General features: G+C 62.6%; 11 protein-coding genes. 2 read left to right on the forward strand and 9 right to left on the reverse strand.

Features of this window, described 5'->3' with window-relative positions:
- The first annotated feature begins 20 nt into the window (after positions 1–20).
- The gene (locus ACN19L_RS16320; protein WP_426490532.1) at positions 21–932 is read left to right on the forward strand and encodes a hypothetical protein; all 912 of its coding nucleotides are present in this window, start codon (positions 21–23) and stop codon (positions 930–932) included.
- Positions 929–3,034, forward strand: a complete 2,106-nt coding sequence (locus ACN19L_RS16325; RefSeq protein WP_426490533.1) for a helix-hairpin-helix domain-containing protein — start codon at positions 929–931, stop codon at positions 3,032–3,034. Before ACN19L_RS16320 ends, ACN19L_RS16325 begins: the two co-directional genes overlap by 4 nt.
- A gap of 186 nt (positions 3,035–3,220) precedes the next feature.
- Here the strand turns inward: ACN19L_RS16325 and ACN19L_RS16330 are convergent, their stop codons facing one another.
- From ACN19L_RS16330 to ACN19L_RS16370, 9 genes are all read right to left on the reverse strand, one after another.
- Positions 3,221–6,799, reverse strand: coding sequence for a reprolysin-like metallopeptidase (locus tag ACN19L_RS16330; RefSeq protein WP_426490534.1), 3,579 nt, complete (start codon positions 6,797–6,799; stop codon positions 3,221–3,223).
- A 226-nt stretch (positions 6,800–7,025) separates the two neighbouring features.
- Positions 7,026–8,975: a DUF3857 domain-containing protein gene (locus ACN19L_RS16335; protein ID WP_426490535.1), complete on the reverse strand. Its 1,950-nt coding sequence runs from the start codon at positions 8,973–8,975 to the stop codon at positions 7,026–7,028.
- Between the two features lie 3 nt (positions 8,976–8,978).
- Positions 8,979–11,018: a DUF3857 domain-containing protein gene (locus ACN19L_RS16340; protein WP_426490536.1), complete on the reverse strand. Its 2,040-nt coding sequence runs from the start codon at positions 11,016–11,018 to the stop codon at positions 8,979–8,981.
- 236 nt (positions 11,019–11,254) lie between these two features.
- Positions 11,255–13,291: a transglutaminase domain-containing protein gene (locus ACN19L_RS16345; RefSeq protein WP_426490537.1), complete on the reverse strand. Its 2,037-nt coding sequence runs from the start codon at positions 13,289–13,291 to the stop codon at positions 11,255–11,257.
- A gap of 73 nt (positions 13,292–13,364) precedes the next feature.
- Positions 13,365–14,552, reverse strand: coding sequence for an MFS transporter (locus ACN19L_RS16350; protein WP_426490538.1), 1,188 nt, complete (start codon positions 14,550–14,552; stop codon positions 13,365–13,367).
- Positions 14,553–14,799: 247 nt separating this feature from the next.
- A complete protein-coding gene (locus ACN19L_RS16355; RefSeq protein ID WP_426490539.1) occupies positions 14,800–16,239 on the reverse strand; it encodes a TolC family protein in 1,440 nt (479 codons plus the stop codon).
- Positions 16,232–19,426 carry an efflux RND transporter permease subunit gene (locus ACN19L_RS16360; RefSeq protein WP_426490540.1) on the reverse strand — a complete coding sequence of 1,065 codons (3,195 nt, stop codon included), beginning with the start codon at positions 19,424–19,426 and terminating at the stop codon, positions 16,232–16,234. The genes ACN19L_RS16355 and ACN19L_RS16360 overlap by 8 nt, the downstream gene beginning before the upstream one ends.
- 97 nt (positions 19,427–19,523) lie before the next feature.
- On the reverse strand, positions 19,524–20,585 hold the full coding sequence (locus tag ACN19L_RS16365; protein ID WP_426490541.1) for an efflux RND transporter periplasmic adaptor subunit: 1,062 nt from the start codon (positions 20,583–20,585) through the stop codon (positions 19,524–19,526).
- 362 nt (positions 20,586–20,947) lie between these two features.
- Positions 20,948–22,426: a hypothetical protein gene (locus ACN19L_RS16370; RefSeq protein ID WP_426490542.1), complete on the reverse strand. Its 1,479-nt coding sequence runs from the start codon at positions 22,424–22,426 to the stop codon at positions 20,948–20,950.
- Positions 22,427–22,484 lie beyond the last annotated feature (58 nt).

Raw genomic sequence — 22,484 nt, forward strand, 5'->3', positions numbered from 1 at the left:
AGAAACCGTTATCCTTCTCTATGCTGAAAATCTACCTGTTATCAGGGGTGCTTATGGTATTTGCTACTACTGCCTACGCCCAGGGCAACGGCCCCGGCCTGTGGGGTGCCCGCGCGGCCGGGCTGGGGCACATCGGGAGTGTGCTGGAAAACGACGGCTGGGCCGGCGCGGCCAACGCGGCGGCGCTGGGCAGTCTGACGCGGCCCGCGGTGGGCGTGGGGGCCGAAAACCGCTACTTGTTACCGGCGCTGAATACGGCTTCGTTGATGGTGACCGTGCCCATCGGCTACCGGTCGGGGCAGCCGGTTGCTCCCGTTGCGGGCGTAGCCGCGGCGGTGGCGGCGGCCGAGGCCCCGCGCTACGGCGTGGTGGGCTTCACGGCCCACCGGTTCGGGAGCAAGCTGTACTCGGAGCAGCGGCTGGGGCTGGGCTACGGTTATCAGCTGGGCACGGTGCGGGTAGGAGCGCGGGTGGAAGTGCTGCAAACCAGCTTTGAGGGGCTCGGGAGCCGGCGCGTGGTGGCCGCCTCCCTGGGCGGGCAGGCCGATATCATCCCGCGCAAGCTCACCTTCGGGGCCACGCTCTACAACCTCAACCAAGCCCGCCTCTACGAGTACCAGCAGGAACGCCTGCCCACCGTGCTGCGGGCCGGACTGGCGTGGCGCGCCTCCGAAAAAGTGCTGCTGCTGGCCGAAACCGAGAAGGACGTGGAGCAGGATGCCGACTTCAAGGCCGGGCTGGAGTACCAGCCAGTGCCGATGCTGGTCGTGCGGGCCGGGCTGTCAACGCTCATGCAGCAGCTTACCGGCGGGGTAGGGCTGAAGGCCGGGCAGTTTCAGGTGGATTACGCCGCCGCCTGGCACGAGGCCCTGGGCCTGAGTCAGCAGCTGAGCGTGGCCTACGTGTGGGCCAAACCGCAGCCCCAGCCATGAGCCGCCGTGTAGTTGTGGCCGGAGTGCTGCTGCTCGCGGCCACCGTGGCCCGGGCCCAGGAGTACCCGCGCCCCGCCGTGCCCGACCTTGACCGGCTCACGCAGGAGCTGTTCGCCGAAATTCAGACCGACCAGGTGCCCTACGAGGACCTCTACGAAACCCTGCTGCAATACTACCAGACCCCGCTCAACCTCAACACGGCCACCCGTGAGGAGCTGCGCGGCCTGCTGCTGCTCTCCGAAACCCAGATTACCAACCTGCTGGAGCACCGGCAGCGCAACGGCGCGCTGCTGAGCCTGTATGAGCTGCAGGGTGTTCAGGGCATTGATTTGCGCACTATCTATCGAGTGGCCCCCTTCGTGTCGGTGCTGACTACGGACCCTAACGCCGCCCGCGGACCGCTGTGGCGGCGCATCTGGCAGGAAGACAATAACGCCCTGTTCGTGCGCTACCAGCGGACGCTGCAGGGCCGTCCCGGCTACCTGCCGCCCGATACCACTAGTACCGGCGCCCCCGCCTCCCGCTACCTGGGCTCCCCCGATAAGCTGCTGGTGCGCTACCGCGTGAGCCACAGCAAGGATTTCAGCCTGGGCCTCACGGCCGAAAAGGATGCCGGCGAGCAATTTACCTGGGACCCGAAAACCCGCCGCTACGGGGCCGATTTCTACTCCGGTCATTTCGTGCTGCAGGAGCGGGGCCGGCTCAAAACCCTGGCGCTGGGTGATTATCAGCTGCAGTACGGGCAGGGGCTGCTGCTGTCGTCGGGGTTGGCGGTGGGGAAGGGGGCCGAAACCATTACTACCCTGCGGCGCAGCTCGGTGGGCGTGCGGCCGTATTCTTCGGTGCTGGAAAGCACGTTTTTCCGGGGCGCGGCGGCCACGGTGGCCGTTACCAGTACCGTGCGGGCCACGGCGTTTGCCTCCCGCAAGCGGGTGGATGCCTCTCTGCAAGCAGCGCGTGATTCGCTGGCTGATTTCAGTGAATTCACCTCCGGCCTGCTGCTGACCGGCATGCACCGCACACCCACCGAACTGGCCAACCGCCAGGCCCTACGCGAAACCGTGCTGGGCGGCAACCTCAGCTACGCCAGCACCAGTGGCGACCTGCAGGCGGGCATCACGGCCGTCAATACGCTTTTCGATAAGCCCCTGCTGCGCCGCGACGAGCCGTATAATGCCTTCGAGCTACGCGGGCGGCGCAACCTGGCCCTCAGTGCCAACTACAGCTACGTGTGGCGTAACCTGCTATTGTTCGGCGAAACGGCCCGTAGCAGCGGAGGCGGGCTGGGCACCGTGAACGGCCTGCTGGCCAGTCTGGCTCCGAATGTGGACGTGTCGGCGCTGTACCGGCACTACGCCCGCAACTTTCACACGCTCTACGGCAACGCTCTCAGCGAAAACACCCGCAACATCAACGAAAGCGGCTTGTACCTGGGGCTGAAGCTGCGGCCGGCGGCCCGCTGGGAGGTGTCGGCGTACTATGATAGGTTCCGGTTTCCGTGGCTGCGCTACCAGGCCGGGGCCCCCACCACCGGCCACGACTGGCTGGTGCGCCTCGCCTTCAGCCCCACCAAAACCAGCCTGCTCTACGCCCAGATCCGGCAGCGCACCAAAGCGTACGACGCCGATACGCTGCGGCCGGTGCCTCTGCCCGTGCCCACGCGCCGCCGTAGCTTCCTGTTGTTTTACGATGCCAGCCCTGCCGCGTTTCTGAGCCTGCGTACCCGCGTACAAGGCTCCGAGTACCGGGAAGATGCCGGCCCCGCCCGCCACGGTTACGTGCTGGCCCAGGACGTGACCGTGCAGCCGCTGCCTCGCCTGCGCCTTACCGCCCGCTACGCCCTCTTCGATACCGATGATTACGACACCCGCCAGTACGTGTTCGAGCAGGATGTACTGTACGCCTTTTCGGTGCCCGCTCTTTACGGGCAGGGCACCCGCGCCTACGTGCTGGCTCAGGTAGAAGTCAGCCGCCACCTCACGCTCTGGCTGCGCTACGCCGATACGCACTACCGCCACCAGCGCACCGTGGGCTCCGGTCTGGAGGAAATCCAGGGTTCCCGCCGTTCCGAGGTGCACGCTCAGCTTCGCTACCGGTTCTGAAGGAGAGGTTGCGGCGCAATACGTGCGGTGTACTACAGGGTGCCGAACGGTGCATACCCCGGTGTAGAGACATGCTGCTGCTGGTGTCTCGGCATCCGCACCGCCTGGTTCCGGAGGAAATTCAAAAGCATAGAAAAAGCCGGCCCCTGTAGCAGGAGCCGGCTTCTTCATGTTCATGAGGCTGATTTATTGCTTCAGCAGGCGCACTACCGTCGAGCCGTTGGGCATATCGAAGTGGAGGGTGTACACGCCCATGGTAAGACGACTGAGGTCCAGGGGCACCTGCAGGGCAGTGGCCCCTTTGTTCAGCGTCTGGGTTTGCACCTGCCGGCCCAGCGCATCCGTCACGCGCAGCGTGATGCTGCCCTGCTGGGCATTGTCGATGCGCACGTTGAATACGCCGGCGCTGGGGTTGGGGGCCACCTCAATGCCTTGCAGCAGCGTGGCGTTGCTGAGGGCCGTTACCCCGGCTACCGTCTGGCAGCTTTCATTGCTGTAGGCTGAGGCCCCGGTGGGGTTTATAGCCCGCACGCGGTAGCAATAGGCTCCGTTAGACGTTACCTGGTCGGTGTAGAAGGTGGTATTGGCGGCCACCGTGGCAATGCGGGCGAAGGCCCCGCCCGAGCGGGAACGTTCAATCTCAAAGCCGGTTTCGTTGCCCGAGTTGTCCAGCCAGATCATATCAATGCTGGCTGAGGTAGCGGTAACAACGGGGGCCAGTGCGGTGAGGGACGCCGGCGCGGCGGGCAGGGCGCCCAGGGTACAGAGCTCCAGCGTCCAGCCCGTGAGGGTGCCGCCGTTGGCCGCGTTGTTATCGGCAATGGTCAGGGTCCAGTTGCCGGTAGCGGCCGTATTCAGCAGCTCGGCCAGGGAGGTGGCCGGCCGTACGGTGGCCCCGCTGGTAAGCGGGCAGGCCAGGGCAGCGGCGGCCGCTTCATCAAACGAGATACTGAGGTTGCTGGTGCCCGGGCAGGCCCGCGCGAACAGTACCGCTCGCTTGCCTGCCGGGTTGGTCAGGGAAATTTCCAGCTCACTCACGTCCGGGTGCGTGATGGTGAGGTTGCGCACCCGGATGGCGGATACCACTTCCGCGTTCTGCACATTGATAACCGACGTAACCGTGGCCGTTGCTCCGGCCGGAATAGTACGGGGCACGGTAGTGGCCACCGTGCTCTGGCAGGTTTGGGTGCCGGTGGTAAACTGCACTACGGCCGAGAACGGGGCCGTGCTGCAGGGGCTCAGGCCGCGCACCCGCACGTAGTAGGTAGTGCTGGGCAGCAAGGGGGCGGCAAGGGTGTAGCTGGTACCCGTGATGTTGGTTTGTTGCTGCACAATGGTGGTGAAAGCGGCGTCGGAGGCTACCTGCACTTCGTAGGCCGTAGCATTCGGCACGGCATCCCAGCTAATGACGGGGCGCAGGGTAGTGGCGCTGGCGCTGGTGGGGGCCCTCACCACGGCCGCCTGCGTAGCCGAAGGCTGAATGGTCAGGGTGACATCCTGGTAGCGGATAACGCCGCCGCTGGTGCCCGTCAGGCGAATGATGTAGGTGCCCGCCGCCGCCGTGCTGCCCGCGCTGATGGTGGCGGTAGTGCTGGCCCCGGCCTGTACCGTGGCGGTGGGGTAGGTAACGGTGATGCCCGTGGGCAGGTTGGTAGCCGAGAGCGTTACGTCACCGGTAAAATTCTGCAATTGTCCTACGGTTACGGCTACACTGCCGGAAGCACCCGGGCAGAACGACAGGGCCGGCGCGCCGCAGCCCGGCCCCTGCAGGAAGAACGTGGGGCCCGAGGGCGTTTCCAGCGTAAAATTCTGGTTGGAAATATCGAAGAAGATACCCCCCGTAGCCTGCACCCGAATGCGCGCCTGCGAGGAAGCGGCCACGGTAGCGGGCACCGTCAGGGTTTCGCAGCCGTCGTTGGGAGTGTTGGCCAGCAGGGTGGTGGGGTAGGTAAGGCCCCCGTCGGTGGAAAGCAGGATGTCCACGTTGGCGGCGCTGATAGGAGCCTGCGTAGTGTTGGCCACGTTCCAGGTAACCTGCTGCGGAGCGCCGACTACCCAGTTGGTGGCCGTGTTGGGGGCCGTCACCACAAATGGCCCGGCTGAACCCACCACCACCACGTTCATCGAGTCGTAGTCCACGCCGCCTCCGCCCACGCGGTTATCACGGGCGACCAGCCGGAAAATCAGCCGGCGGCCGTAGCTGGGCAGCAATTCTCCCTTGGTCTGGGTGTTGCTGATCAGGTCGGTGAGGCGGGGGAAGGTGCGCGTAGGGCTGGTAGTGGGCGTGAAAAACCGGAACAGCGGCGCATCGCCCGAGGGCGAGTTGGGGGCGCCCCCGTTGCCCAGGTTGTACTGCTCCCAGCTGTAGGTAAGCGCGTCGTTGTTGGCATCCGTCGCCGAACCAGTGAGCACAAAGGGAGTACTCACCGGAATAGCGTAGTTGCGGCCGGCGTTTACTACGGGCGGCGTGTTGCCGGTGGCCGTATTGACGGAGCAGTTGCCCAGGCCGGTGATGTGAGCCACAATCTGGTCGAAGCTCCGGGAGTGGAAGTAGGGGTCGGAGTTGCGTTGCAGGTCATCAATGCCGCAAATACCCGCGTAAGCCATGATGGTAGTACCCGAACCCGGCTCGTAGGCCGAGTTGGGGGCCCGGTTAACGCCCCCGCAGCTGCCGGTAACGCTGTTAAAGGTGTGGTCGGCCCCAAACTGATGGCCTATTTCGTGGGCTACATAGTCCACGTCGAAGGCATCGTTGCGCGGCGCGGAGGAGCCGGTTACGCCCCGGGCTTTGCCGGAAACGCACACCGACGGCTTCTGGGCTATGCCCCCGCCCCCGGTACTGAACACGTGCCCGATGTCGTAGTTGGCCGAGCCAACGCGCAGATCCACCGTGGCCTGGTTTTCGTTGAGCATGGCCGGACCGCTGGTATTGGTGTACGGGTCCGTATCGGGGTTCAGGAAGATGAGCGTATCGTTCTGGGGAATTATCACCATGCGCACGGCCAGCTCCTTTTCATAGATGCCATTCACGCGGTTCATGGAGGCCACCATGCCGGCCATAGCCCCGGCTTTGGTGCCTCCGTGGAAGGCCGTGTACTCGCCGGTGCAGGCCAGGGCCAGGCGGTAGGTGCGCAGGGTGGTGCCGTTGGCCACGGCCGCGCGCTGGGCCGCCGTTATCATTGGCTCGGGGCTGTTATCCGAGGCGGTAGCGCACACAAATGGGAAAGCACTCCGGTTCATGGCGCGACGCTCAAACACCAGGTGAGTTTGCTGGCCCCGCTCGGCCGGGTCGATGTATACGGTGCTCCGGGCCGACAGAATCATGGCGTGCAGCCCGTCGGGGCTGATGTCGAGGCGGGCGGTGGCGGTGGGGTCGTCGATGCCCTGAGCGGCGTAGGTGCGAATATCGGGGTATTTGGCTGCCAACTCCGGGGCCATTACCGGCACCTGCACCACCCGGAACCGCTGCGACGTGCCATCGGGCAGCGGCAGCGAGATAACGGGCGCGGCAGCGCGGGCCGCCGTGGCCCGCTCGGTTGGCGCAGCCCGCAGTACCGAGCGCACAGCGGCCAACTGGAAATCAACGGCCCGAAAATGGCTCAGGGGTTGCGTGGCCGGGCGTGCCGCAGCGGCTGCCGGGGCGGCATCGGCCCACAGCACCCGCTGAGCGGCTGCCGGAGCAGCGGCCCCGAGCCCGGCCAGCAGCAAACTGCCCGCCAGCCAGGGTCGCACTGCCTGCCGCAATGAAGTAGACGTTTCTTGCATTATATGGAAGTGAAGGAAATGAGTATCAGCCAGAATAAGCCGGTGTGATTGGCAGCCCAAGTTAAAGTTTTTGCCTGCCGAAGGCCCTTACCGGGAGGGATAAATTTTCTGACCTTTCGGCCGGCCTGTCGGGGGAGCCTGGGCAGCATTTCTTCCGAGGCAGCAAAAAAAATACTCCCCGCTACCTGGAATAGCGGGGAGTAGCAGATGAGACGGTATAACCGGTTTATGCCTCCGTTTTCAGCAGAACCAGCTGCGCCTTATCGGCCGCGCTGATTTTTCGCCGAAACTCCAGGTACGCCGGATACTCGGTGCGGGCAAAGCGGGTGCGGGGCATTACCAACCGGCGCACGTAGCGGAAGCTGCCATCGGGCAGCGCGGTGAGCTGGGTGCTGTACGTGCCGAAAGGAGTGGAAAGCTGCACCGGAGCCGGCAGCTGCTCGGGGCGCAGGCTGGCGGGCAGATGCAGCAGTACCGTATCCTGCTGCGTGAAGGCGTGGTCCAGCAACAAGTCTGATTGCCGCTCCCCCACTGTGGCCTGGGGCGGGGCCAGGCGGCTTAGCAGGTTGGGCGTCAGGAATACCCGCTTACCGCTGGGCGGGGCCAGGGCCGGCAGCGTCAGCGCCAGGGTTTCAGTGAGACCCGGCAGCGGAGCGGTTGGGCTGGTGTGCTGGTAGGCTACCTTGGTAAGCGTGAAGTTGGGCAATGACAGCCGGCTGCCAATGCGCTTTTTCTGCTCGGCCAGCTCCAGGCCCGGCAAACCCGAAACGGCGTCGTACTCCAGCCCGGTGCGCAGCGTGCGTAGGGTAGCCGTAGCGTTACCATCCACATCCAGATACACGTGAGCCAGCCGTTCCTGGCGGTTTTCCGCCGCGCCGTACCGGGGGGTCGGAATCAGCTTGCCGCCTTCGGGCAGCAGCAGCAACGCGTGACGGTTGCCCGTAAAGCCGCCCATGTAGCCGAACGGGTTGGTCTGGCTGGTGCATTCCAGCCACACGGTATCGGGACGGGCACTCTGCCGGAGCGGCACGCACAGCACTACGTGGTTGAACTGGGAGCTGGGAAAGGCGGTGCGGATGTCCTGCTCATCGGAGCCCGCCCGCACCAGGGCGGCGTGGGCCGTAATGCCAGCCGCCCCCAGCAGAGCCTGGCAGTAATTGGTGAGGGCTTTACAGTCGCCGTAGCCATTGGCCGCCACTGCGGAGGCCGGAAACGTCTGCCAGCCACCCAGGCCCAGCTGCACCGATATGTAGCGCGTATTGGCCTGCAGAAAGCGGTACACTTTCCGGATGCGGGCCCGCTCGTCGGTTTCGCCTTGTACCAGGGCCGCCACCCCGGCTTTCAGGGCCGGGGGCAGCTCGTCGCGGCCGGCGTTCAGCTCGTAGGTCCAGCGGCCCAGATCGGCCCAGGAGTTAAGGCGGCCGGCGTGGCCCTGCACTTCAAACTCAGAGGGGGCCGTGTACACGGCGGGCGTCAACTCGGCCAGGGGCGGGGCATCGGCTTCTTCCTCGCGGGCCACCAAGTTGTTTACCTGCCACTCATATACCTCTTGGCTGCCCTGGGTACGCTTGGCCTGGGCCGTACCGGCGGGCAGTAGCTGTTCCTGGTAGCGCAAGGCCATGCCGGCCGGCATCAGCACCTTAAAGGACGCCTGCTCCACGGCCAGCTGCTCCACGGGCTGGGGCCGCCAGGTAGAGTAGAACAGCGGATTGTCCGATACCACTTCGTAGTCGAACTCCACCGTGTAGGGGTAGGTTGGCTGGCTGAGGTCGGCTACGCGGCCCCGGGCATCGGAGGCCAGGCTAAACCCGTCGGAAAGGCTGATGTCCTGGATGTCCTGACTGCGCAGCTGCCGCAGCAGGTGGCCCCCGGCATCGTACACCGCCCCCCGGAAGTAGCTGATACTATTCAGGGAGCTGTAATACACCAGCTCCGACGCCCAGCGCGCCCCGGCCTCATCCAGAATCGTAACGGCCCGGTGCGTGGTTTCCACCGTACGCGCCGCCGATTTTACCAGCAGCTGCTCCTGCTGCTGCCGGATAACGGCGTGGGCATTTTCGCGCAGCGCGGCGGGCAGGTCGGCTACGGCATACTTGGGAGCCGGGCCATAGGCGGCCCAGGCCGCGGGGGGCAGCAACAGGCACAGCAGCACCCCCGGATAGATAACTCGAAGCATGGCTTAGCTTTTCTTCTTGAGGACCAGCTGTTCGCTCTGCTTGCTCATCATGCGGCTGAAAAACTCCCGCAGGTGCGCGTATTCTTCGGCTGCGTACACGGTCCGGTTTAGGCTCATGCGGCTGACAATCTGCAGGGTGCCGCTACCAGGCTGCACCATGTAGGAGAAGCGGCCGCCGCCCTCGGGCAATTCTACCACCATGCCCTTGGGTACTTCCTCCAGCTCGTAGCCGGTAGGAAGGGTCAGATTCACCATGACCGTTTCCTCCAGGTTGGCTCCGAAATCGACAGGAAAGCGCCGATTTTCGTGCAAAAAAGGATTTTTCTCGGTGCCAAAGTCGTGCAGGGGACTCAGGTAGATGGTGCCAACTGCTGCTTCAGCCCCGGTGGCAGCAAATTCGTAGTCCAGCGTGAGCGGTCTGTGCAACGCGGCCTGTTCCTTGAACGTGTACTTGGGAATGCTCCAGTTTTCGTGGGCCGAGGCCAGTTCCTCCACGTATTTCTTCTCACCCAGTTTGCGCAGTCTTTCCCGCTGGGCCAGGGCCTGGTAGCCGGCGTGCTCCTGGTGAACCTTTCCACTGAGGCCACCTTTCTCATCTACTACCAGGTTAACCTGGCTGTACTGCAGTATCCGGTCGGCGGGCTTGAGTTCCACCCAGCGGGAGGTCCCGTTCTTGCCTGCTAGCAGGCGCCCCATGCCATTAAGGCAGCGCGGGGGCAGCATGCCACAGGGGGCCAATTCCTCGGTAGCATCCACTAGCATGGTGTGGCCATCAGACAGTTCCACGTGGGCCAGTACGTAGTTGAAGCGCGAGATCAGCGGTACGTTGGTTGCCAGGCGGCCGTGGCTGCGGGTGCTAAGCAGCAGCGGATCGGCCTTGAAGCCTGCCTCCCGCAGAGCGGCAATCAGCAGCAGGTTAACATCGGCGGAGTTGCCGGTTTTCTGCTCGAAGGCTCGTCGCACAGGGCCAGAGGCATACATGCCATTAGTACCGTTGTGCTTCACGCTGCTGCGCACCAAGTGGTGAATGGCGGCCAGGCGGGCGGTGGGCTCCTGGTGCTGGGCCTGCAGAATGGTCAGTTGCTCTTTCAGAAAGCCGGCCCGGTTCAGCTGCCCACCCAGATTTTCGTGGGCCAGCAGTTCCTCATCAATCTTTTCCCACGTGTCGGCCACTGGCTTGTACGGCTCATCGGGCCACTTGAAACCAGCCAGCTCAAAGTCGATTTTGGAGACGTAATCGGCGGTGGTCGTCATGAAGGGCTCCTCGCGCAGGGCCGGTACGTTTTTCATGGCCCAGCGGTGGTTGGTCACCTGGGGGGTAACCACTTGGGAGCCGCCCGATGTGCGCTGACCGAATTCCAACGTCGGCGACCAGCTGATGGTGTACTGGGTGGAGGCTTGATTGCGCTCCTGCACTTCCAAGGGCTCATAGCCCTGCATCAGCATCTTGTAGTCAAAATACTCGGGAATGGCAGCCCGGTACTCACTCCAGCGCACCGGAATATCCCGTTGGAAGGTCCAGTCCTGGAAATTAAAGGTAAACGGCGACAGAACCTGGTAGGTATACTCGATAACGGAGCCCACGCGCACGTTGGGCAAGGTAAACTTGCGGGTTGTGATATTAGCCGTGGTTTCTTCGCGGAAAATGGCGTCGGCGTTGAGCTTTTCCTTTATCACCTGGCCATTTGCCAAATTATAGGTGAAGCCTTTCAGACCCAGCAGCTTTTCCTCGCTGCCGCCCTTATGGTAGAGGGGTACCTCTACGGTGGCATATTCGTAGCCGGCTTTGCTGAGAATCTTCAGCCGTGTTACCCGCTCGAATACGACTTTGAACTGGCCGTCGTTGAACTCAAAGCGGGTACGGCCGAAGTCGCCCAGAACCACAGCCGGGGCGGTACTATCGGCCACGAAGTTTTTGGACGTAAGGTCTAACTCGTCAATCTTGCCAAATTTGAGCGGGTCAGCTTGGGCCTGGGCCTGGTTATAGGCCGCGCCGGTGAGCACACCAGCCAGCAGCAGCCGGCGGAGTAGAGGTGACTTCATAGGAAGACGAAAGAGAATAAAAGAGGATTTCAGCAACTAGGATATTCCCCGGCGGCACACAGGCAGAGCAGGCAATAAAACACCACAGATGACGTAGATAGAAACAGGCAGAGGATCGGAACCGAAATATCCGACTTGTTTGGAACAAGCGCAAGCGCAGAAGCGCAGAACCCTACGGTTGAGTCTGAAATACCATTGGCTTCTCCGGGGCTTCCCTGCTAAGCCGTAAAAACGGCCTACCGGCGCTGCAGTACAATGGGCTCCGCCAGCTTGCTCAGGGCCGTGGTGTACAGCTCCCGGATGGCATGGTACTCCTCGGCGGAGTAGTGCGTTTTGAGCAAATGCAGCCGCCCAACTAGGTTGAGAGTAGTGGGGCTGGGCTGGGTGATGCTGAACAGGAAGCGTCCGCCGCCGTTGGGCAATACCAGCTGCATGTTGGCCGGCAGTTCCGCTACGGCATAACCGGCCGGGAGCGTGAGGTCGGTGGAGTATTCAATCCGCTGTACGGTGGCGAAATCAACCGGAAACTGCCGCTCGGTGGCCGTAAATGGGTTGCGGCCCAACACCAGCTGCTGTAAGGGGCGCAGGTAGAGCGTAGCTGCGGGGGCCTCGGCCCCGGGCAGGCTGGTAGCCAGCTCCAATACCACCGGCCGGCTCACATCGGGGGCAACTATTTCGGCCTTATCAATCTGCCAGTCTGGGTGCGCCTGCTGCCAGCGCTGCCGCAGCTCCGGCAGCAGGCGGCGCTGGCCGTATGCGGCGTATCCCGCGTATTCCTGCCGAATATTGCCCCGCAGTTCGCCCTGGGCCGTGGCCGTGAGCTGGGCGCGAGTGTAGAGCAGCGTGGGGGCAGCATCCATCAGGTTAATCCAGCGGCCGGCCGGGCCCAGCAGGCGTCCCTGGCCATTCAGGCAGGTTTCGGGCAGCAGCTCCGGGGGCAGAGTAGCATCGGTGGCATCCAGCAGCAGGTCCTTCCCATCGGGCAGGGTCACGTGGGCCAGCACGTAGTTGAACTGGCTCATCACGGGCAGCTCCGTCTGAATTTGCCCGTTCGAGCGGGTACTGAGCAGCAGGGGCTGGGCATTCAGCCCGGCAGCCCGCAGGGCCGCCAGCAGCAGCAGGTTTACCTCGGCCGCGTTGCCTTGGCGCTGCTCCGTAACGCGCTTGGCCGTGCTGCCGGGCCGGGCATACGCGGATGTCATTTCGTTGTACGCCACGCGCTCCAGCACCAGCTGCCGCACGGCCCGGGCCCGCTCGGCGGGGTTGGGCATGGGCTGGAGGATGGCAGCCAGGGTGGTCAGGGGCGTGGTTGCCTTCAGGTACTGGCCAAACCGCTCGTCCTCGAGCAGCTCCTTTTCAATATCGGCCCAGCTGCCCGTTATAAACTGCGGGTTACGCTGCGGGTCGAACTGAATGCGCTCCAGCTCAAAATCCACCCGCGTCAGGTAGTCGCGCCGCGTAGTCATAAACGACTCCGCGTGGAAGGCCGGCAGATTTTTGGCGGCCCAACGGCGGGTCAGGGCCTGGGTGGAAATGTTGTACGTGCGGTCGGAGCCGGTAGTCATGGAACCGTAGCCGGTTTGCTGCGACTCCCGGTAGGTGGTAGAGTAGGGCGTAGTGCCGGTTTCGTTGATGGTAAAGGGCCAGTAGGTGCGGGTTAGCTCCTTGTAGCGGTAAAAAGCCGGAATAACGGCCCGGTACTCACTCCAGCGCACCGGAATATCCTGCTGAAACTGCCAGTCTTGCAGATTAAACAGGAACGGCGAGCGAATCACGTACGTGAATTCCAGAATAGACCCCGCGCGCACGTTGGGCAGCGTGAAGGCATACTCGTCGAGCCGCTCGTTTATTTTCTTGCTGAATACGGCTTCCGTGCGCAGCGGCTCTTTGCTGAGCGTGCCGCCCGTGAGGTTGTACGTGAAGCCTTTCAGCTGCTGAATCTCTTCGCGGCCGCCCTCGCGCGGGTTGTGGTAGAGGTATACCCGCACAGTAGCATGCTCGTAGCCGGCCGGCCGCCGAATCAGCAGGCGGGCCGTACGCTCAAAGCGCAGCTCAAAGCCTTCGTTCTTCCCGTTGATAGTAGATTGGCCAAAGTCGCACAGTACTTCGGCCGCGGCGGAATCGGGGGTGGGAGAGGCCAGCAGCGTAGCGGCCTCTTTCGCATCCAGCTTACCAAATTTGATGGGAACTTCCTGCGCCCGGGCTGTGCCGGTGAGGCAGGCCAGCGCCACCACGGGCAACAGCCAGCCCGCAAAAACACGAGTAAACGTCACGATATATAGAGAAAAAAACAGTCGGCTAAACTTCGTCGCCCTAAAATTAAGGACAGTGCGCAGTATAATCCACTTACGCTTCCTGTTGATCAAGGCTGGCCGGGGGCGAGGTGCGCTGCAGCACCAGCAGATACCCCAGGGCAGCTACCACGCTAACAGCACTCAGGGCGTGCACGTAGGGTAGATGAGCCGCCTGGTTGCTGAATATCCACCCCGCCAGCAGCGCCCCAATACCGATGCCGGCTTCCAGGGCAATGTACATAGTGGCCACGGCCCGGCCGCGCCGCTCAGGGTGGCTCAGGTCCACCGTCCAGGCGTAGAGGGTGGGGGAGTTGAGGCCCGTACCCAGCCCTAGCAAAATAGCTCCCGCCAGAAATACCGGTACCGACTGTGCCAGGGCCAGCAGCCCCAACGAGGCGACCATGATAATTGAGGAGCCAATGAGTACCGGTACCCGGCCGTACCGGTCGGAGGTGCGGCCGGCCACCAGGCGGATAACCAGCGAGGCTCCCGTGTAGCAGGTATAGAACAGGCCCTTGTCCTTGCCCAGCAGCCCCAGGAACCGGCTTTGGTCGGGCACCACGGTGAGCACCGCCCCGAAGGGCAGCAGGCACAGCAGCGTTACCAGGGCCGGGGCCAGCACCTGCGGCTCAAATACTTCGTGCCAGCCTTCCAGCTTCAGCAGCCGCCAGCTGAAAGGCTGCCGTTGGGCCCGGGGCAGGGTTTCCGTCATGGTACCCTGCACCACCAGGCTCAGCAGCGCCAGCCCCGAGGAGCAATAAAACAAAGTGTCCAGGGAGAAGCGTTGGGCCAGCTCCGAACCCAGCATGGGGCCGGCCGCCATGCCCACCGAGCCCGCCACGCCCAGCAGGCCCATGGCCTCGCCGCGGCGCTCCAGCGGAATAATATCGGCAATGAAGGCGGCCGTGCCGGTGGGCTTGAAGCCGGTGCTGAACCCGTGCAGCAGCCGCAGCCCCAGAAACGCCGTCACCGTCATCGTGAACGGATAAAAGAAGCCGCAAATGAAGCACACCAGTGAGCCAAACACCATCACCGGAATACGGCCCACGGTATCGGCCAGCTTGCCGCTGAACGGCCGCGAAATGCCGGCCGTGAGGGTAAACAGGGCAATGATGAAGCCTTTGTAGTCGGCCCCGCCCAGGCGGGTGAGGTAGTCGGGCAGCTCGGGCAGCAGCATGTTGAAGCTCATGAAAAAGAGCATCGACGAGAGGCACATCAGCCAGAACCCAACCGTATACACAGGGCGGGAAGTAGAAACGGGGGCAGGTGAAGTAGGAGCAGGCATTACGGCTGCAAAGGTAGCGGATACCAGACGGGTCCGCACCGGCAGCCGGGCCACTAATCCGCAACCTCAACCGTGCAGCTGAACTGTAGCGACGAACTGTTGAGCGAGCTTCAGCATAAGCTGCGCCGAACATCTGACAAACGAAAAACGGCTGCCACAGAGCGTGGCAGCCGTTTTAGCAGATGCAAGGGCAGGTAGGTTGCTACTGCCAGCCGCCGCCCAGGGCCCGGTACACATTTACCGAGGCGTTGAGCTGCTGCATCTTGGTTTCGATCAGGTCAAACTTCGATTCCAGGGCGTCGCGCTGAGTGAACAGCACCTCGGTGTAGTCGGCGCGGGCGTAGTTGAACAGGTTGCTGGAGATGTTGATGGACTGGTTCAGGGCCTGCACCTCCTTGGCTTTGGCATCGTAGCTGCGCTGCAGGTTCTGAATGTTGGCCAGCTGGTTTGCCACTTCCACGTAGCCGTTCAGGATGGTGCGCTCGTACTCAAACACGGCCTGCGTCTGGCGGGCGTTGGCCGAGTAGTACAGGGCCTTGATGCCGTTGCGGTTGATGAGCGGAGCCACCGCGTTGCCGGCAATGGTCAGCAGCATCGACTCGGGCGCATTCACCAGCAACCCCGGGCGGAACGCCTGGAAGCCGGCCGCCGCGTCGATGCTCAGGCGGGGGTAGAAGTTAGCCCGGGCCACCGTTACGTCCAGTTTAGCGGCGGCCAGGTTCTGCTCAGCCTGGCGGATATCGGGGCGGTTTTGCAGCAGTTGGGCGGGCACGCCAGCCTGCACGGCTTTGGGCACCAGGTCCAGGAAGCTGGCCGAGTTGCGGGCTACCGGCTGCGGATACCGGCCCACCAAAAAGTTGATGCGGTTTTCGGTTTCTGTGATGCGCTGCTGAATAGTGTACTGCCGGGCTGTGGTGTTCTGCACCTGGGCCTCGAAACGCTGCACGGCCAGCTCGGTGGTCCGGGCGGCATCCTTCTGCATGCGCACCGCCTTCAGCGCGTTGGTCTGAATACCGATGTTCTGCCGCAGAATGGCCAGCTGATTATCCAGGGCCAGCAGCTCATAGTAGGAGGTGGCAATTTCGGCTACCAGGTTGGTGGCCGTGAAGTTCCGGCCCTCTACCGAAGCCAGGTAGCGCGAAGCCGCCGCCTTTTTGGCGTTGCGCAGCTTATGCCAGATGTCCACCTCCCAGCTGGCAAAGGCACCAACCTGGAAGTTGGTGAGCGGGTCGGGGGTGCGCTGCGAGGGACGAATGTCGATGTTCTCCTCCGTCGCGCCCTGAATGGTGTAGCGGCCCACCCGGTCGGCGGCGGCCTGGGCCCCCAAGTTCACGAACGGCAGGTACTCGCCCTTGCGGATGCGCACTTCCTGCCGGGCCAGCTCAATTTCCTGCTGGGTGATGTTCAGCTCCTGGTTGCGCTGCAGGGCCGTATCGATGAGGGCCACCAGGTTGGGGTCGGTGAAGAATGTGCGCCACTGCACCCGCGCGGCGTTGCCGGTTGAGTCTTGGGCGGTGCCGGTAAAGGCTACCGGCACCACTTTGTTTTCCTGTTTCTGCACCAGCGTCGGCGTTTTGCAGCCGGCTACGGCCAGGGCCAGGGTGGCCGCGCTCAGACTCTGGTAAATGCGTGATTTAAGCATACGACTCGGTTTCTTCCACTACTACCCGCTGCTCGAAGGCCTCGGATACGGGATACTCGTTTTCGTCTTGGATGAGTTTGCGACCCTCGGCCAGCGAGCCGAAGATGTAATACAGGCCGGGCACCACAATCACCCCGAACACGGTGCCGAAGAGCATGCCGCCCAGGGCCGCCGTACCGATGGTGCGGTTGCCGATGGCCCCCGCGCCGTGGGCTAGTACCAGCGGAATCAGACCGGCAATGAAGGCGAAGGAGGTCATCAGAATGGGGCGGAAACGCACCTTGGCTCCTTCCACGGCCGCGTCGCGCACCGACATGCCTTCCTCGTGCTTCTGCACCGCGAATTCCACAATCAGTACCGCGTTTTTCCCCAGCAGGCCCACCAGCATTACCAGCCCCACCTGGGCGTAGATGTTGTTGGCCAGGCCCATGGTTTTGATGAGCAGGAAGGAGCCGAAAATACCGGCCGGCAAGGAGAAGATAACCGACAGCGGCAGCAGGAAGCTCTCATACTGCGCGGCCAGCACCAGGTACACGAAGGCCAGTACCACCAGGAAGATGTAGATGGCCTCGTTGCCGCGGCTCACCTCGTCCTTCGACAAGCCGCCCCAGTCGATGTCGTAGCCGCGGGGCAAGGTTTTGGCCGCCACTTCCTGCACCGCCTTGATGGCCTCACCCGAGCTGTAGCCGGGAGCCGCGTCGCCGCGGATGGAGGCGGTGGGGTACATGTTGTAGCGGTTGATTTCGTTGGCACCCTGGCCCTTCACAATCTTCATGAAGGCCGAGAACGGCACCATTTCGCCCTTGTCGTTCTTCACCCACATGTTCAGGATGTCGGAGGGCAGCCGGCGGTACTCCGTCGAGGCCTGCACGAACACCTTGAAGAAGCGCTGGTACTTGATGAAGCCCAGCTCGTAGGTGGAGCCCACCATGATGCTCAGCGTGTTCATGGCGTTGCCGATGCTCACGCCCTTCTGCATGGCCAGCTGGTTGTCAATCTGCAGCTCGTACTGGGGGTAGTTGGCCGAGAAGAAGGTAAACAGCCCGGCCAGCTCCTTGCGTTTTTTGAGCTCCTTCATGAAGTCCTCGTTCACCTGCTCCAGCGCCTTGTAGTCGCCGGTGGCGGTTTTATCGAGCAGCTGCAGCTGGAAGCCACCCGCCGCGCCGTAGCCCGGTACTGCTGGCGGCTCGAAGAACTCGATGGTCGCGCCGGGAATTTCCTTGGCCTTCTCTTCCAGGCCCATCACAATATCGTGGATGCTTTGCTTGCGCTCATCCCAGGGCTTGAGGTCAATCAGCAGGGTGCCGGCGTTGGAGCCGCGGCCCTCGGTGAGTACCTCATAACCGGCCAGCGAAGAAATGCTTTCGATGCCGGGCACCTCTTTGGCCAGCTTGGAAAGCTGCTGCGAGAGGGCGTTGGTGCGCTCCAGCGTGGAGCCGGGAGGCGTCTGGATGATGGCGTAGAGCATGCCTTGGTCTTCGGCCGGAATGAAGCCCGAGGGCAGCGTGGACGAGATACCAAAAATGCCCAGGCCAAATGCTACCAGTACCGCAAAGGTCACGATGCGGCGGTCCACCACTTTCTCCAGGAAGCCCACGTAGCGGCCGGTCAGGCGCTCGAAGCCGCGGTTAAACCAGTCGATGAAGCGGTTGATGGGCGTTTTCTTCCTGGGGTGGCTCGGGTCGTGCTTCTTCAGAATCATGGCGCAGAGCACCGGCGTCAGCGTCAGGGCCACGATACCGGAAATCACAATGGACGAGGCCATGGTGATGGAGAACTGCCGGTAGAAAATACCTACCGGACCGCTCATAAAGGCCACCGGCACGAATACCGCCGTCATCAGGATGGTAATGGCAATGATAGCGCCGCTGATTTCGCCGATAACCTCGCGCACCGCCCCGTACGGGGATAAATGCTTCTCCTCCATCTTGGCGTGCACGGCCTCGACGACGACAATGGCGTCATCCACCACAATCCCGATGGCCAGTACCAGGGCAAACAGGGTAATCATGTTGATGGTCATCCCGAAGGCCTGCATGGCAATGAAGGCCCCCACCAATGACACCGGCACGGCAATAATCGGAATGAGCGTGGAGCGCCAGTCGCCCAGGAACAGGAACACCACCAGGGCCACCAGAATGAAGGCGTCGCGCAGGGTGTGGATTACGTTTTCCGTCGAGGCGTCGAGGAAGCTCGATACGTCGTAGCTGATTTTGTAGTCCATGCCGGGGGGCATGGTTTTCTTCAGCTCGTCCAGCTTGTCCTTCACGCGCTTAATTACGTCGGAGGCGTTGGAGCCGTAGGTTTGCTTCAGCACGATGGCCGCCGAGGGGTAGCCGTCGAGGTTGGAGTAGATGTCGTAGAACTCGGAGCCCAGCTCCACGTTGGCCACGTCTTTGAGGCGGAGGGTTTCACCGTTGGCGTTGGCCTTGATGATAACGTTCTTGTACTCCTCCACGTCGTTGAAGCGGCCCTTGTAGGTCAGCACGTATTCCAGCGCCGAGGCCTCCTTGCCGTCGGAACGGCCGATACGACCCGGCGAGCCAATCACGCTCTGGTCGTTCAGGGCCTCCATCACATCATCCACCGACAGGTTGTAGGCCCGCATGCGGTCCGGCTTCAGCCACACGCGCATGGCGTACTGGCGCGAACCCAGAATGCTGGCGCGGCCAATGCCGTCGATGCGCTGGATTTCGGGCAGCATGTTCACCCCGGCATAGTTGAACAGGTACCGCATGTCGGTATTCTTGTCCTTGCTATACAGGTTCACATACATGAGCATGTTCGGCACCACGCGGTTTACCACCACGCCCTCGCGCTGCACCAGCACCGGCAGGCGGTTCAGGATTTGCGCAATGCGGGTGTTCACGTTTACTACCGCCTGCTCGGGGTCGGTGCCCAGGTTGAACACAATCTGAATATTGGCTTCCCCGGCCGATACGGCGTCGGACGTCATGTACTTCATGCCGGGCACGCCGTTGATGGCCTGTTCCAGCGGAATCAGCACCGATTCGGTGAGCACCTTGGCGCTGGCACCCGGGTACGCCGTGCTCACCATGACCATGGGCGGCGAAATCTCCGGGAACTGGGAGTTGGGCAGGGTATTGATAGCCAGGATGCCCAGGAATAGGATGACCACCGAAATAACGATGGCAAACACTGGCCGACGAAGGAATTTACTGAACATGACAAATGAGTTCAGTTACCTGTTGCCCGTTGTCGGTTACCAGTCCGCGCCATGGTTGATTTCTGGCAACTGGTAACTGACAACGGGCAACTGATAACTATTCAGAATAGGTCTTCAAGTGGGCCACTACCGACTTGGGCTCCTGGTAGGTGAAGTCGATTTTGTCGCCGTCCTTCACCTTGCGGATGCCTTCCAGCATCAGCTTATCCCCGGCCTTCAGGCCCGCGGAGATGATGTAGAGGTCGGGCATTTCGGCGGCCACGGTTACCTCCGTCTGGTGCACCCGGTTCTTGGCGTCCACCACGTACACAAACTTTTTCTCCAGCACCTCGAAGGTGGCTTTCTGCGGAATAATGAGGGCGTGCTTCAGCGGCACGGTCATCAGCACCGAGCCGGTTTCGCCGTTGCGCAGCAGGCTTTTGGGGTTGGGAAAGGTGGCGCGGAAGGCAATGTTGCCGGTTTCGTTGTTGAAGTCGGCCTCAATGGTTTTCACCACGCCGGGGTACTGGAACAGCTCGTTGTCGGCCATGCGCAATTGCACCCGCATGGCGCTGTCGCCGTGCACGTGCTGCTTGTAGGCCAGGTACTCGGCCTCGGGCACGTTGTAGTACACCCACATCTGGCTATTGTCGGAAAGCGTGGTCAGCAGGTCGCCCTCGTCCACCAACGAGCCCAGCCGGGCCTGAAAGTGGTCCATGATGCCGCTGAACGGGGCCCGGATGGTGGTGAAGCCCAGGTGGGTTTTGGCCAGGGATACCTCGGCATTGGCCTTGGCCAGCTTGGCCCTGGACAGGGCCAGCTCACTGGAGGATACCACGTTGCCGCTGGCCAGCTTCTGGGTGTTCTGGTACTCAATGTCCACAAACTTGGCTTCTGCCTCGGCCTTTTTCAGCTCGGCCTCATACAGCATGGGCATAATCTGGAACATCAGCTGGCCCTGCTGCACACGCTGGCCCTCATCCACGAAAATCTTCTGCAGGTAGCCCTTCTCCAGCGCCCGCACCTCAATGTGCTGGATGGAATGAATCTGGGCCACGTAATCCTTGGTGATGGTAGTGTCTTTGAGCAGGGGGCTGGTAACCAGAAATTTAACTTTCTCTTCTTTGGCTTCTTCGTGTTTTGAGCAGCTTGTGGTAGCGGCCAAGACTCCCGAACTCATCAGCAAGAGCAGGCATGTTCTTTTCATAAAGCTTATGGGCAATGACGAGCGTTGCGCAACGCCTAAAAAATGGTGGTAGGAGAGGAGTGTCGAACTGAGAAGCCGGCGGTACAGCAGGCTTGCGTGGTACAAAGCACTGGCCGCTTCATGAAGCCGATATGAAGGGATAAAAAGATTCGGTCCGAACCGGGCCCCGGCCGATGCGGGCCGCAGGGCAATAAAAAAAGGCCTCTGCGCAGTGCAAAAGCCTTTAGGAGAAGCAGAAGCTGTTTAGAGAAGAGTAGCGCGCGTCATGCTTCGCGGCGCTCTGCATGACGTTCCGCTGATTTTCAGACTTTCTAAACGGAAAAGAAGGCGGAGAATTAAATGTCGCCGCCGGGGTTGTCCGCCGCTACTGAATCCAGCAGCTCACCCGCGTCGGCTGGCTGGTCCAGTGAGTCGGCCGGTACCACAACGTCCTCATCCGGGTTGGCAGCATCCTCGCCGGCGTCCTCCGCAATGGTATCAGGCTGGATATCGAACAAGGTAGGGGCCGCGGCTTCGGTGTTGTCGTCGAAGGTGTTGTTGGTTGGGGTGGGTGCCTGCCGGATAACGGGCTGGGGAGGGTGCAGCAGGGCCGGTAGCTTGGTTACGCCCCACAGGCCTACGCCCAGCGCACTCACGGAGGCAACTACCAGCGCGGCCCGTTGCCACTGCAGCCGCCAGGCTGGTGTAGATGCGGGTGCCGGTTGCCCAGCCGGAAGCTGCACCGCTGCCGGGGCGGCTGGGGCTATTGTGGCCGTAGGAGCCGGCACGGCCGTGGCTTGAGCCTGCAGTTGCGCAAGCTGCCGCCCCAACTGCTGAATACGCGCATCCAGGGACTGGTTTCGGGCTTCCGCTTCGGCCTGGGAAGCCTGAATAGCGGCTTGTAATTGCTGCTTCTCCTGGGTTTCGGCGGCCAGCCGGGCTTGCAGCGCCGTCACCTCAGCAGTGGCGGCGGGGGCGTGGGTGAGCTGGTCCCGGAGTTGGGCAATACTCTGTTCCCGCTCGGCCTCCCGGGCTTCCATTTCCTGGCGCTGCTGCTGCATTTCCCGCAGCATCTGATGGCGGAGCTGCTCCAGCTGCTGCCGCTCAGCGGTTTGCTGCTCAATAAAAACGGCCGACGAGTTGCCGTAAGGCGGGTCGGCGGGAACGTCCTCGGCACCCAGCCAACCCCAGAGCTGGCGCAGCTTGCCGGCCACAAAGCCTGGCTGCTCGTTGTGGTTCAATTCTGGTTCCGGCTGGTGCGCGTGGGTTAGGTCCTGGTGCCGGAGGGTTTCAGCCCAATGCTGCAAAGCGGCTGGGGGCAGGACGGCACCGGTTTCCAGCTGCTGCAGTCGTCGGGGTAGCTGGGGCAGCTGCGGTACCAGTTGAAACTGCTCATCGGCAGGGAACTGGGCCAGGCCGGCTTCTACATCGGGGGCAAACTGCACGGCCTGGGTAAATACTGCCAGCCCGGCCACGTCGGAGAAGGTTAGCGTCGGAAAATCGGGCTGTTCCCGTAGCCACTCTACCAAAGCGGCGCGCTGTCCCTGAAACTGCTGCCACGGCGAGCCAGCGCGTATGTCAACCGGCTGCCCGTTCAGGAGCCAGGGCCCAGCCACAAAATCCGGGGTTGAGAGTACCCCTCCGCCCGCTAGCAGCAGTAGCACCGCAATGCCGCCCGGCTGCACCAGCGCCAGTACGGGGGGCACGGCGGGCAACGGCAGGTTTACCAGTAACACGCCCTCCGTTGCGGCCCCGGCCAGGGTGGCTTGCAGGCGCTCGAAGCGGGCTTCGGTGGCTGTATCCGGGAAAGGGGCAAACAGAATACTGTGCAGCATAACGGCAGGAAACGACGGGAAGCTGGTAAAAGTACGGCCCGGCGCGGCTTCGGTACGG

The organism is Hymenobacter sp. 102, from assembly GCF_049949205.1.
In the GTDB taxonomy this organism is placed as follows: Bacteria; Bacteroidota; Bacteroidia; order Cytophagales; family Hymenobacteraceae; genus Hymenobacter.

Excerpts from the sequence above, each read along its gene's own strand:
- ACN19L_RS16365 (WP_426490541.1), bottom strand. The coding sequence starts at position 20,585 with ATGAGTTCGGGAGTCTTGGCCGCTACCACAAGCTGCTCAAAACACGAA.
- ACN19L_RS16360 (WP_426490540.1), bottom strand. The coding sequence starts at position 19,426 with ATGTTCAGTAAATTCCTTCGTCGGCCAGTGTTTGCCATCGTTATTTCG.
- ACN19L_RS16330 (WP_426490534.1), bottom strand. The coding sequence starts at position 6,799 with ATGCAAGAAACGTCTACTTCATTGCGGCAGGCAGTGCGACCCTGGCTG.
- ACN19L_RS16335 (WP_426490535.1), bottom strand. The coding sequence starts at position 8,975 with ATGCTTCGAGTTATCTATCCGGGGGTGCTGCTGTGCCTGTTGCTGCCC.
- ACN19L_RS16340 (WP_426490536.1), bottom strand. The coding sequence starts at position 11,018 with ATGAAGTCACCTCTACTCCGCCGGCTGCTGCTGGCTGGTGTGCTCACC.
- ACN19L_RS16325 (WP_426490533.1), top strand. The coding sequence starts at position 929 with ATGAGCCGCCGTGTAGTTGTGGCCGGAGTGCTGCTGCTCGCGGCCACC.
- ACN19L_RS16355 (WP_426490539.1), bottom strand. The coding sequence starts at position 16,239 with ATGCTTAAATCACGCATTTACCAGAGTCTGAGCGCGGCCACCCTGGCC.
- ACN19L_RS16320 (WP_426490532.1), top strand. The coding sequence starts at position 21 with ATGCTGAAAATCTACCTGTTATCAGGGGTGCTTATGGTATTTGCTACT.
- ACN19L_RS16370 (WP_426490542.1), bottom strand. The coding sequence starts at position 22,426 with ATGCTGCACAGTATTCTGTTTGCCCCTTTCCCGGATACAGCCACCGAA.